Annotated in this window: 9 protein-coding genes and 1 pseudogene; 5 read left to right on the top strand and 5 right to left on the bottom strand. The window is 55.8% G+C overall.

Going from position 1 to position 11,967, the window contains the following annotated elements; all coding sequences use genetic code 11:
- Window positions 1–16 precede the first annotated feature (16 nt).
- Window positions 17–604, top strand: a pseudogene (gene recR, locus CQ018_RS15550) (recombination mediator RecR); the annotation flags it as partial.
- Window positions 605–796: 192 nt separating this feature from the next.
- Here the strand turns inward: recR and CQ018_RS15545 are convergent.
- Window positions 797–1,891, bottom strand: coding sequence for an ABC transporter permease (locus tag CQ018_RS15545; RefSeq protein ID WP_105550932.1), 1,095 nt, complete (start codon window positions 1,889–1,891; stop codon window positions 797–799).
- Window positions 1,888–2,868, bottom strand: a complete 981-nt coding sequence (locus tag CQ018_RS15540; protein WP_105550931.1) for an ABC transporter ATP-binding protein — start codon at window positions 2,866–2,868, stop codon at window positions 1,888–1,890. The genes CQ018_RS15545 and CQ018_RS15540 overlap by 4 nt, the downstream gene beginning before the upstream one ends.
- A gap of 319 nt (window positions 2,869–3,187) precedes the next feature.
- Between CQ018_RS15540 and CQ018_RS15535 the strand changes: the two genes are divergently transcribed.
- The 3 genes from CQ018_RS15535 to CQ018_RS15525 all read left to right on the top strand — a co-directional run bounded on the left by CQ018_RS15535 (window position 3,188) and on the right by CQ018_RS15525 (window position 6,009).
- On the top strand, window positions 3,188–4,474 hold the full coding sequence (locus CQ018_RS15535) for an aspartate kinase (RefSeq protein WP_105550930.1): 1,287 nt from the start codon (window positions 3,188–3,190) through the stop codon (window positions 4,472–4,474).
- A gap of 103 nt (window positions 4,475–4,577) precedes the next feature.
- Window positions 4,578–5,483, top strand: coding sequence for a 3-methyladenine DNA glycosylase (locus CQ018_RS15530; protein WP_105550929.1), 906 nt, complete (start codon window positions 4,578–4,580; stop codon window positions 5,481–5,483).
- A gap of 67 nt (window positions 5,484–5,550) precedes the next feature.
- The gene (locus tag CQ018_RS15525; RefSeq protein ID WP_105550928.1) at window positions 5,551–6,009 is read left to right on the top strand and encodes a hypothetical protein; all 459 of its coding nucleotides are present in this window, start codon (window positions 5,551–5,553) and stop codon (window positions 6,007–6,009) included.
- Between the two features lie 27 nt (window positions 6,010–6,036).
- Here the strand turns inward: CQ018_RS15525 and CQ018_RS15520 are convergent, their stop codons facing one another.
- Window positions 6,037–6,702 (bottom strand): response regulator, encoded by a 666-nt coding sequence (locus CQ018_RS15520; RefSeq protein WP_105550970.1) that lies wholly within the window; start codon window positions 6,700–6,702, stop codon window positions 6,037–6,039.
- Window positions 6,703–6,707: 5 nt separating this feature from the next.
- Window positions 6,708–8,402, bottom strand: a complete 1,695-nt coding sequence (locus CQ018_RS15515) for a sensor histidine kinase (protein WP_105550927.1) — start codon at window positions 8,400–8,402, stop codon at window positions 6,708–6,710.
- A 196-nt stretch (window positions 8,403–8,598) separates the two neighbouring features.
- Here CQ018_RS15515 and CQ018_RS15510 point away from each other — a divergent pair, with 196 nt between their 5' ends.
- Window positions 8,599–10,026, top strand: a complete 1,428-nt coding sequence (locus tag CQ018_RS15510) for a CitMHS family transporter (RefSeq protein ID WP_105550926.1) — start codon at window positions 8,599–8,601, stop codon at window positions 10,024–10,026.
- Between the two features lie 114 nt (window positions 10,027–10,140).
- On the opposite strand, the gene CQ018_RS15505 is transcribed toward CQ018_RS15510, so the two are convergent.
- Window positions 10,141–11,811 (bottom strand): amidohydrolase, encoded by a 1,671-nt coding sequence (locus CQ018_RS15505; RefSeq protein WP_105550925.1) that lies wholly within the window; start codon window positions 11,809–11,811, stop codon window positions 10,141–10,143.
- Window positions 11,812–11,967: the final 156 nt, after the last annotated feature.

Below are 11,967 nucleotides of genomic sequence, written 5' to 3'. Positions count from 1 at the left end.
GGCAGTGTGAAGGTAAGTGTACGAAGGCGCAGTTCAAGAACTCATAGATGAATTGGGAAGGCTTCCGGGTATTGGTCCGAAGTCTGCCCAACGCATTGCCTTCCACATCCTAGAATCGGATCCGGAAGACATGAAACGTCTTTCCGAATCGATCCGAGTTGTCAAGGAACGCGTGAAGTTCTGTAGCATCTGCTTTAACGTTTCCGAATCCGAAACCTGCGGAATTTGTCGCGATGAACGTCGTAACGATTCGGTCATCTGTGTTGTCGAAGAATCCAAAGACGTCATGGCCATCGAACGTACCCGTGCCTTTGCCGGGCGCTATCACGTGCTCGGCGGCGCCATCAATCCCATTAATGGGATTGGGCCTGACCAATTACACATTCGTGAGTTGATCGCCCGTTTGGGCGATGAGCGAATAACCGAAATTATCTTGGCCACGGATCCGAACCTTGAAGGTGAGGCAACAGCAACATTCCTCACCCGTACCTTGCGTCCGCTAGGGATTGAAATTACCCGTTTGGCTTCCGGTCTTCCCGTGGGTGGAGATCTTGAATACGCGGATGAGGTGACTCTGGCACGTGCTATTGAGGGCCGCCGCAGTACGGCTATCACGGCGCCAGCTGCTCCCCTAGTTCGTTCGACTCCAGCACCACCACCGCCAGTCACGCCCATTAGGCCATCCGAAATTGCGCCTCAGCCTTCGGCTGACGACCCCGGCACGGCAACGGCTGAGCACCCGGTGTTGTCTTAGTAAGTTCTTGGATCCCCGAGTCGCACTCGGGGATCTCTCAAATTAAGCGATCCGTGTTCCGGTGGCCAAGCGGCCTGCCGGGGTACGCAGCTTGGCCCGCCCAGCAACCAGAAGTCCCGCGGCTAGCAGACCTTGCAGCCCGATTCCCAGCGGCCACAACGGTGATGATTTTTCCGGCAACGTGTCTAGGTTCTTGATCCCGTTTAGACACGGAATAGTATTTGCAATTCCGGCTTGAGAGCTACGCACCATCTCACTAATCCCACCCATGGGACCGATAAGATCCGCATCTTGCCCGGGTTTAAGCACCGGCCGCGGGGCTGCATCGGCAACGACAACAAATGGGTTGGCCGCCAACAGCCACGTATTGCGATCGGTTGCGTAAGCAGGCTGTGTATAAAGTGTGGTGCCACAGGTGTAGTCGTTGGGGTCCCAGATGGCGTCATCCCCATTCATATTTTCCTCTGACCATTCTTGGTTTGAGGCCTTGACATCAACCCTGACTAATTCCATGCTCAGCCCAAAGGCAATCAAGGTACCTAACCCCAGCATCGCCACCAGTAGATATGAAATCAGTACAGCAAAAAGTGTCCGGTTTGCAAGCGCGGATACGCCCACGCCAATACCGCAGACAATTGCCAGTTCAAGAACCAGCATGCCCAAGAGCCCAGGTACCGCAGGGAAATAAATATCCCCATATGTCATGGCCCACAACAGCAAGGGGATCGTGACGATCAGGAAACCCAGCGAGGTAACCCACGCCGCAAGCCATTTGCCGAGCAATAGCTGTCCAGGGGTAATTAACGTATTTTGTAGAATCGCCAGCGTTCCATTGGCTCGGTCTCCGGTAATCGAATTGGAGCTTAGCGCCGGGGCTATCAATAACCCAAAGAACAAGACAAAGGCAACTACCAGCTCAAACATCAGCTGACCGGTGCCCCGGCCCTGCGCACCTACGTTCAAGGCTGTCAAACCCACCACTAAGGCGATCACCGTGAACCACATCGCCAAGAACATGTACCAGCCGCGGCTACGTACACGCTGCAAAATCTCTAACTTAAAAATAGTTCGAATACCGGAAAGGTACCCAAGCTCCGCACGTGGTTGCACCTGACGCTCTCTTACCGGGGCACTCATGGTGTTCCTTCCTCGAGGCTCAAGTAGGTTTCTTCTAGTAGGCCAGCGGACGGCGCAAAGGTTGTAACCGCAATATTGCCCAGGACCAGCTCTTTAAGTAGGGCCGCTGCTTCGGTTTCCGAAGCGAGTTTGACCTTGGCACTTCCGCGCGGGGAGTCAAAGTCTTGCGCATAAGTTGCTGCAATGTTCTTGGCTTCTAGAAACTCTCGTAAGCGTGTTACGTCAAGCACCGAGATGGTGTAGCCACGAATCTGGGTACCCGCTTCGGCAAGTGTCTGACTTCGTACGGTTTTTCCCTTGGAAATAAATACGGCTGCATCAGCCATTTCATCGAGTTCGGCAAGCACATGGGAGCTAATCACCACGGTCTTTCCACTATCGGCAAGCTGCCGCACCAGAACACGTAATTGAACCCGTGCTCCCGGGTCTAAGCCGCTGGCAGGCTCATCAAGTAACAGGATTGCCGGATTGTTGACCAACGCCCTCGCCAGGGAAAGCCGTTGGGCTTGCCCCCGCGAAAACACACGTGCCGGAGTGTCTGCTAGTTCTTCCAAACTCACAAGCTCCAGGAGCTCTTGGGCGCGGGTGGCAGCATCGCTCTTGGCTATCCCATAGAGCGCCGCCACGGTCGTGAGTATTTCTCGCCCGGTCAACGATTCCCACATGCCTAGGGTGTCTGGCATCCATCCCAACACCGCTCGTGCGGCCCTTGGATTGCTCACCGGATCAATCCCTTGGACCGAGATTGTTCCGTGGTTCGGTTTAAGCAGGGAGGCAAGCATGAGCAGCAACGTCGTCTTGCCCGAACCGTTGGGACCGATCAATGCGGTGACCTTCCCCGGTTCGGCACGAAAATCAATATTTTCGACTGCAACAACATGTCCAAAGGACCGCGCCAAAGAGTTCGCGCTAATTCCAGTGTTTTGAGCTGTTTGCGCCACGGTAGTCGAACCCGGGCTTGAGACCGTTGATTCCATTGATTTTCCCCCGCTTGAAAACGCTATTAATGCAAGATTAGTGAGCTTCACGGTACGCACTTCTCCCAGTCAAGTCACGCATTGAGGCATTTCGTTATGGAACAGCGCTGTGCCTCAGCATTTGAAGCAGCAACTACGCAATAAGTGACCCAAGCGACATCCAACCGAGCAAAGTTACCAGCGCACGGAGTGAATATGACCATGTGTGTTCATCAAATGCCCTTCAGATGCACCACAATGGCTAAAATGATTGTTGTACCGCTGTCCGTGGTGCAAACCCAGATTTGAGAATCCCCCACCCCATGGAGTGTGCTGACGCATGAGCCTGATTGTCCAAAAGTTCGGCGGATCTTCCGTTTCGGATGCCGAAGGCATCAAACGCGTTGCTCGTCGGATTATTGACACCAAGTCCGCCGGCCACGACGTTGTCGTGGTGGTTTCCGCCATGGGTGACACCACCGATGAATTACTCGACCTTGCAGGTCAGCTCAACTCCGAGGCACCCGCGCGCGAAATGGATATGCTCCTTTCTGCCGGTGAACGCATCTCCATGGCGCTGCTTGCCATGGCTATTGACGGTTTGGGTGCCAAGGCCGCATCCTTTACCGGCTCTCAGGCAGGTATGTTGACCGATGCTGTGCACGGCAAGGCTCGCGTGATCGAGGTTTCCCCGCAGCGTGTCCGCCGCGCCATCGATCGTGGTTACGTTGCGATTGTCGCCGGGTTCCAAGGCATGAGCAAAGAATCAAACGACATCACCACCATGGGTCGTGGTGGTTCGGACACCACGGCCGTGGCACTCGCCGCAGCACTTGGCGCAGATGTTTGCGAAATCTACACAGACGTTGATGGCATCTACACCGCGGACCCTCGCGTGGTTCCGGCAGCCCGCAAGATCGATTCCATTTCCAGTGAAGAAATGCTGGAAATGGCGGCATCCGGTGCCAAAATCCTGCACCTGCGTTGCGTTGAGTATGCGCGCCGTTTCGGAGTGCCGCTGCATGTGCGCTCCTCTTTCAGCACCAATGAGGGAACCTGGGTTTTGCCCAGCCCCGATGACCAAATCAAGATTCAAGAGGGAGAACCCTTGGAACAGCCAATCATCTCCGGCGTTGCTCACGACCGATCCGAAGCCAAGGTCACCATTGTTGGCGTTCCCGATATTCCGGGTAAGGCAGCCCAGATTTTCCATGTCATTGCCGGCGCCCACGCCAATATCGACATGATCGTGCAGAACATCTCCACCTCCGGGTCGGGCCGCACCGATATTTCGTTCACTCTTCCCATGGTTGATGGAAAGCACGTTCAGGAAGCCTTGCGCGCTGCTCAGGAAGACATTGGCTTCGAGGACATCTCCTACAACGAGAACGTCGGCAAGCTCTCGCTCATCGGTGCCGGAATGCGCTCAAACCCGGGCGTCTCCTACACCTTCTTTGAGGCCCTCCACCAAGCAGGGGTCAACGTGGATATGATCTCCACCTCTGAAATTCGCATCTCCATCGTCACCGATGCCAATAAGCTCGACACCGCGGTGCGAGCAATCCACGCGGCATTCGATCTTGACGCCGAGGATGAGGCAACAGTTTACGGTGGCACCGGGCGCTAACCCCCCCCGAGGTTATCTTGGCGAGGGTGTGGGAACTTCAATACGAAGTGCCCACACCCTCACGCATTTAATGCTTTCCCTTGCTTGTTGCGATAATGGGAAGATGTTTCCCTCCACCCTGGTCTGGCTCACCGAAGAACAATGGTTACCCATGGCACAGGCCCATGCACAACGTTCCAAACGTTTTGGGGAGCCCTTTACCGAGCGCCGCATGAAACGTGAAAAACATCCGATCGAAGATTTTCTTTTCACTTATTACACGCAAAAACCCGGTCAGCTTTATCGTTGGCATCCAGGGCCAGATGTAGTTCTGTCCGGAGAAATGGCGCAGGAACGCAAGGACTGGAAGTTCTATCGTGAGGTAGAAAACCACGTGACCGGCGAGCGCGGCTACACAGTAGATCTTGAGGTTTTTGCTCAGCAACGGACCGATGCAATCCGATTTGCACGCATAATTCTTGCCGGAACCGTGCAGCGGCCCGGAAATTTTGCGTGTTTTGGTCTGCACGAGTGGGCCATGGTCTATAAGTCCGAGCAAAACGGGATCCGACACGAGTACCTGCCGCTACGTCTGGGTGCCTCTGGCACCGATGCGGTGGTTGAAGAACATAAGATCCGTTGTACACATTTTGATGCGTTTAGGTTTTACACACCCCAGGCCGTGCCGCTTAACGATCTACAGCCAACTCGGGAAACCCAACGTGACATGGAACAGCCGGGGTGTTTGCACGCAAATATGGATCTGTATAAGTGGGCTTACAAGCTATCCCCGATGGTGCCCAGTGAGCTGGTCATGGACTGTTTTGAGCTTGCCTGGGATATTCGCACTATGGATATGCAAGCTTCCCCTTATGATCTTTCCGACTGGGGCCATCAACCCATTCGCATTGAAACACCCGAGGGCAAGGCCGATTACGTGCGCCAGCAGAAAGGGTTTTCCGAGCGTTCTCAAGAACTACGTGGCAGATTATTAGATCTTGCCCAAGTTCTCCCGCTACCCCAGACTTAGGTACACCAGCAAAGATGTTGCACCGTCCGAGGTGCCGCGTCCTTGCTCCAACCGAGGTGAGGATTTCATGCAGCAGGCTAAGCTATCGCTTCTCGCGCTAATCTTTGGCGCTTCGGTGCTGTTGTTCTCCGGGTGTGCCGATGATGGGGTGACCTCCGGCCCTATTCCCGATCCGACTCCACTTGATGAGACGAAAATTGAGCTCTCAATTTCTATCCGGGCAAACGGGAAAGTTCAAAGCGCTCATTACACACTGAATTGTTCGGGTTCTGCTGTGGCGAAGACCAGTGATCATCCGCTGCCCAGTGAAGCCTGCGAGCTACTGGCCAAGTCCCCACAAATTCTTGACCCGGCACCTAGCAACCAAATGTGTACCGAACAATACGGTGGCCCGGCAACGGCTTTGGTGACCGGAACCCGTGATGGCAAGGCTGTAAATCGTGAATTTGATCTGAAGAATGGGTGTGGCATTTCCGATTGGGGCAACGCGCTACCGCTCTTAGTACAACAGCCAAGCGGAAACTGAGTTTGTCGGCAATTTGGCCTCCTATGCTTATTCTTGGATGAGATACCGGTGTTCGGGTCGACCCCTACTGCCGTAGGTAAGTTCGAGTCGAAGCGACCCGGCTTGTACCTGATTGGCTAGATATCTTTGTGCTGTGGCTCGGGATATACCCACGGCCGTTGCAACGTCCATGACAGTTGCCGGAGCGTCGAGGACCGCAACGGCGGCCAAGACCGCTTGCTCAGTCGGGGTTGCGCTCAGGGAAACACTTTCTTCGCCAGCCAAGAGTGTGCGCTGTGCCCTGTCAATGATGGATTGATCAATGATTGTTGCCGCTTCAAGTTGCCGTCTATAGCGTGCATAGGAACGAAGCTTTCCGGTCAGCACCTTAGGATCGAAGGGTTTGATCAGGTAGCCCAGCGCTCCTCGGCGAATGGCTGTGCGCACTGCATCAACCTCCGTGGCCGCCGAGAGCACAAACGCATCGATATCGAGTGCAGCAAGTAGGTCAAGTCCCGAGCCTTGGGGTAAATACACATCGAGTAAGAGCAAATCGGGCTTTTGTTCGGCGACAACACGTGGCACCATTCGGGCATCATGCACCGGGGGCAGTGCCATAAAGCCGGGCACTTCATCGACGTAGCTTGCGTGTAATGCGGCAACCCTAAAATCGTCATCGACGACCAGCACACGTAGGTCGGTATGTTGTGTCATGAAAATCATGGCCTTTCAGTTGGTACAGAATCGGTGCTGAGCACTCCGGGAAGGCGTGCGGCGAAAACCGCGCCGGTTTCTTCTTCGTCACTAGCATGCTGGTTACCGCCCGGATCCGCGATCCAAACATCTCCCCCGCGCAGCCTGGCCAAGCGACGGATCAGCGGCAGCCCCACCCCATGTCCATGATCTTGGGTGAGATCGCTGGTCGCAGTACTGACGCCCTCGGCAAAGACATCAAGATTTACGGGTACCCCGGTGCCGGAGTCTGCTACCGCAACGTGAAGTGTGTTCCCCTCCCCCAGCAGGTCAACTTCCACCCAACGGGGTGCTTGGCCCTCTACCGCGGCGCCCAGCGCGTTATCGATGAGGTTTCCCAATACGGCAGTTGCGTCCTGAGCGTCATTGAGTTTTCCGTGCAGTGCGCTTTCCTCACCAACCCGCAGCACCACACCGCGTTCATAGGCACTGACGCCCTTGGCTCCGAGGAATGCACGCAAGTAGGTGTCATCAATTGCCTCGAGGTTTTGTACAGGTTCGCGCACCGGCCCGGATTCAATGACTTCTCCAAGGTATTCTTTGGCTTCTTCGGTGTCTCCATTGCGTAGTAAACCCGAGATGGTGTGCAAACGATTGGCGAATTCATGGCGTTGGGCGCGTAGCGCGCTTGCCATGGTTTCTACCGCATCAAGCCGGGTTCCCAGCGTTTCAATGGTTGTCACATCGCGCAATAGGACCACCTGACCAAGGTCCAGATTTTCACGCTTGACCCGATGCACGGTAGCTACCAGCGCGGAGCCTTCTGTCTCGAGACGAAGCGTGACCGCCTCCCCGGATTCAATGGCTTTAACCAGTGGTGCTGGGAGTCCTGCCTCATTAAAGGGAAGCCCAACAATATCCGTTCGTTCGTATCTATGCGGCAGTCCTAGGAGCAACCGTGCCGCCTTATTCCGGACACTGATCCGCCCATCGGAACCAATGCCAATAACCCCGTCCTCAACCCCATAGAGCACCGCGTCTTGGTCCCTGAGCAGTTGGGCCATCTCGGCTGGTTCCAATCCGAGTGTTTGGGTTTTGAGTCGGCGCACCAAAAAGGCTGTTGCCAGGGCGCTTATCCCCAATGTTCCACCGCCAAAGAGCAATACCACGAACACCGCGTCCCAGAGCCGTGCGGAAAGTTGTTCCACGCCAACACCCACACTGATTTCTCCCACAACATTGTGCGCATCCGGGGCCATGACCGGAACCTTGGCACGGACCGATTCACCCAGAGTCCCGTGCTCCCTTGAAACGCTTTCGCTTCCGGAGAGTGCGGTGGGCTCGGTCGATACTTTTTGACCCAGCAGGCTTGGGGTGGGGTGCGCGAGTCTGATGCCACGATCTTCTGTGACAACCACGAATAGCGCGCCGGTATTCTTCCTAATTGCCTCGGCGCGCTGTTGGATGGAGCCATGCTTCAGCGCGGTGACATCCAGCTTTTCTTGTGCCGCAAAAGTAGCAACCTCGCTACGTAGCTCCGGGTCCGAGGCAAGGGTGCGGGCAATGGTGAGCGCCTGATTCTCGGCTTGCTCGGTGACCCGTTCGACGGTAACCCATAGTGCTGCACCGGCGACGAGGAAGATCATCACTCCGACCACTACGAATTGCAACCCCATGATGCGAGCGGCAAAACTGCGGCCAACTTTTCTTGCTGTGGGCATGGATCTAAGTCTAAACCCGTCAGTGAGCTTTATGAGCAAAAAGGTTTTTAGGGGAAGAAGTACTCTTTGTGCGCACAACCACATCCGCGTGATGTGGCACACGTAGCGTAGTGATGCACCGCCCATCCGAGGTCGTTTTGAGGGAAGGACGGTTCACACCAAACCCCCACTTCCCTACTGAACCAAGGAGATTCCAATGCTTGTTGCACTCGGATTCTTGATGATTGCCACCTTCATGGCTCTCATTATGACCAAGCGGATGACCCCGCTGTTGGCATTGATTATTGTGCCAACGGTCTTCGGACTCTTCGCCGGCGCCGGACTAGGTATCGGCGATATGGTGATGGACTCGGTCAAATCGATGTCCGGCACAGCAGCCATGCTGATGTTTGCCATCATGTACTTCGGCATCATGATTGATGTTGGGCTCTTCGACAAGCTTGTTGATGGCATCCTGAAGATTGTTGGAAACGACCCGGCCAAGGTGGTCATGGGCACCGCCCTACTGACCGGTTTGATCTCCCTCGACGGTGACGGCTCAACAACATTCATTGTGGTAACGGCCGCATTACTGCCGATCTACCTGCGCATTGGCATGAGTCCGGTGGCGCTTACCTGTGTTGCGGGTCTGACCAACGGCACCATGAACATCGTTCCGTGGGGTGGCCCCACCGCCCGCGCAGCAGCTGCATTGCATGTTGATGCCTCGGCAATCTTTGTTCCAATGATCCCGGCGCTTGTCGCGGGCCTCATTGCCGTTGTCCTCTTCGCTTGGGCCATGGGTCTTTCCGAGCGTAAACGTCTACAACTCGAAGATCCTCTGCGCTGGGGTACCGGTTCGGTGTTGAACCCATCCGGTGGGTCAGTCAAGGGTTCCAAGACCCCAAAAACACCAGCCGGCAGTGGTCTGGGAACCGCAGTACTTGAACGTGTTGCGACTCGTGGCAACGGAACCGAAACCGCAACGATGGACGGCACCGTGCTAGACCCGATGCGTGAAACGCTTCGCCCCAAGATGTACTGGTTCAACCTGGCCATGACCATTGCCATTATGGCGCTGCTCATTATCGACATTGTTCCCATGGCCTACCTGTTCATGTTGGGCACAGCTATCGCCTTGGTAGTGAACTTCCCGAAAATCAGCGACCAGGCGAAAATGATCGCTTCGCATGCATCTTCGGTCATTGCCGTGGTCTCCATGGTGCTTGCCGCAGCGGTGCTGACCGGCGTACTCTCGGGTACCGGCATGGTTGAGGCCATGAGCGCCTGGTTAGTTGACGTAATCCCTTCCTCAATGGGTCCACTACTTGCCGTACTGACCGGCCTGATCTCGATTCCGGCGACGTTCTTCATGAGCAATGACGCGTTCTACTTCGGTATCCTTCCGGTACTCACCGAGGCAGGCGCTCACTATGGAATTGATGCAGTGGATATGGCGCGGGCTTCCATCACCGGTCAGCCGGTTCATATGCAGTCCCCGCTGGTTCCCGCAATCCTCCTGCTCGTTTCGCTAGCCAAGGTTGATCTAGGCGATCACCATAAAAAAGTGCTGTGGCGTGCAGTTGTTGTTTCGTTGGTCATGCTTGCAGCTGGCGTCCTGACAGGTGCCATCGCGATCGGCTAAATAGAAGCAAAATATTCCTCCTCGCTACAACGTCCGTCCGATTCCGACAAGGAATCGGGCGGCCGTTGGCGTGGAGAACGTTTCGCCGCTCACAGCTACCGAGGAACGCCGGCGTCAGCCCCGCACCTGGCCTGCGTGCTGTGCTTCATGGTGGCAGCCGCCAAGCATGGTGCCAATGACCCGAATCGTGCCCACATCCTGTGCCGCCACCGTATAGGGGTCTTGTTCTAGGATGGCCAGATCTGCGTGCTTTCCGGCCTCTATCGACCCGATCTTCCCATCCATTTTCAACATGTAGGCGGCACCCAAGGTGACCGCGTGCAGTGCTTCTTCGACGGTGAGACGCTCATATTCACCAAGAATCCGTCCCGTTGGTGTCAGCCGGGTCATCGCGTGTTTCATGCTCTTCAGGGGGCTCAATTCGGTGACTGGGGTATCGCAGTGCAGGGAGATCGGGACACCCGCGCTCAGGGCGGAACGTGTAGCATTCATGCGTGAAGCTCGATCCCAGCCCAAGATCTTGTCAGCGTGCTGATCCCCCCAATACCAAAGATGGTTGGAGAAGATATTTGCGCAGGCTCCCAGTGCTGCAGCCCGGCGGTACTGCGCCTGGGTGGTCAGCTGGGAATGCGTCATGGTGTGCCGGTGATCCGGGCGCGGATATTTCGTGAGTACCGATTCGAGCGTATCCAAGAACAGTTCGCTGGCCTCGTCACCGTTGCAATGCACATGAATGAGCAAGCCATGACGATGGAAGGCACTGAACGCTGCCTCGAATTCCTCGGGCGTGGTGTTCCACATGCCATTGGGCTGATCTCCTAGATAGCCGGGAGCCAGCAATCGTGCGGTAAATCCTTGGATGGATCCGTCCAGCATGAGTTTGACGTTTCCAAAGTGCAGTTTCTCGTGTCCCAGAGCCTTCACCGTGGCAAGCGTTTGGGCGGTCGCTTCCGGTAACGATCCGGTACCTAGGCCCATCCCGAATTGAAAGACGTTGAGCCGGACGGGAAAATCCTCGTCGACGGTATCCACGTAGGTAGCCCGTCCTTCCTTGCTCAGAAGTCCCATGGTGCCGAGGTCAGTGATGGTGGTGACGCCCTGGTTCACCGCGTCCCGCGCAAAATTTCTCAGGCTCGTAGGCGAAAGCGCCAGCAACCCCTCGCCGAAGAGTTCTTGAACCAGTCCCATGGCAGCGAGCTCACGCAGTTCGCCATTGAGCGTACCGTCGGCGTATTTTCCCACGCCCTCGGTGGTAGTGGAAGCATCGATTCCAGCCTTGGCGAGCGCAACGGAATTGACGACAGTTACGTGCCCATTGGCGTGGTTGACCTGAATGGGTCGGGTGCTCGAGACGGTGTCGAGTTCGTTTAGCAGAATACTGGTCGCTTGGAAGTAGATATTGTCCATTCCCCAGGCCCGCAACGGGTTCAGCGGGTCCACCATGGCGGCCTCAGCCTCGCGCAGCCGATCTAGAATCGCCTCGGTGCTCGTGCAACCGGGCCACAGGTTTCCGTCGGGGTCGGTCCGGTCAAAATAGCCAACGTAGATTTGTCCTTCCCACATCCCGCCGGATCCTGCATGAGCGTGCGCCTCAACAAATCCGGGAACGATCACTAGCTCCGCATAGCGTTCGTCGATGACAGCGTTCGGATAAGCGCTAAGCTCCGCGATGCTTCCCACCGCGCGGATCAGCCCGTCGCGCACGGCTACTGCGGTGGCCGTGGGGCGGGATGGATCCATGGTGCGCACGATTTTGGCCGGGTAGATGATTGTTTCGCTCGTCATTGGCTCTCCTGCATCGATCGTCAAAAGTTTTGGGGCTATCGTCCCAGCGGTTGGGTATGCCTTTTCTTGCCTTACCTGAACGGTAGCGCAACGGACCTGTTTGATGTGTAGACGTACTAGATTCCGCTTCGTTCCTGGCTTTTGGCCACACAAACA

The sequence above is a fragment of the Arthrobacter sp. MYb227 genome (assembly GCF_002975435.1).
Classification (GTDB): Bacteria; Actinomycetota; Actinomycetes; order Actinomycetales; family Micrococcaceae; genus Paeniglutamicibacter.
Note: the sequence above shows the minus strand (reverse complement) of the source record. Positions and strands in the feature narration are given on the sequence as shown.

Coding starts and splice junctions, on each gene's coding strand:
- CQ018_RS15520 (WP_105550970.1), bottom strand. CDS start 6,702: ATGACACAACATACCGACCTACGTGTGCTGGTCGTCGATGACGATTTT.
- CQ018_RS15530 (WP_105550929.1), top strand. CDS start 4,578: ATGTTTCCCTCCACCCTGGTCTGGCTCACCGAAGAACAATGGTTACCC.
- CQ018_RS15545 (WP_105550932.1), bottom strand. CDS start 1,891: ATGAGTGCCCCGGTAAGAGAGCGTCAGGTGCAACCACGTGCGGAGCTT.
- CQ018_RS15510 (WP_105550926.1), top strand. CDS start 8,599: ATGCTTGTTGCACTCGGATTCTTGATGATTGCCACCTTCATGGCTCTC.
- CQ018_RS15505 (WP_105550925.1), bottom strand. CDS start 11,811: ATGACGAGCGAAACAATCATCTACCCGGCCAAAATCGTGCGCACCATG.
- CQ018_RS15535 (WP_105550930.1), top strand. CDS start 3,188: ATGAGCCTGATTGTCCAAAAGTTCGGCGGATCTTCCGTTTCGGATGCC.
- CQ018_RS15540 (WP_105550931.1), bottom strand. CDS start 2,868: ATGGAATCAACGGTCTCAAGCCCGGGTTCGACTACCGTGGCGCAAACA.
- CQ018_RS15525 (WP_105550928.1), top strand. CDS start 5,551: ATGCAGCAGGCTAAGCTATCGCTTCTCGCGCTAATCTTTGGCGCTTCG.
- CQ018_RS15515 (WP_105550927.1), bottom strand. CDS start 8,402: ATGCCCACAGCAAGAAAAGTTGGCCGCAGTTTTGCCGCTCGCATCATG.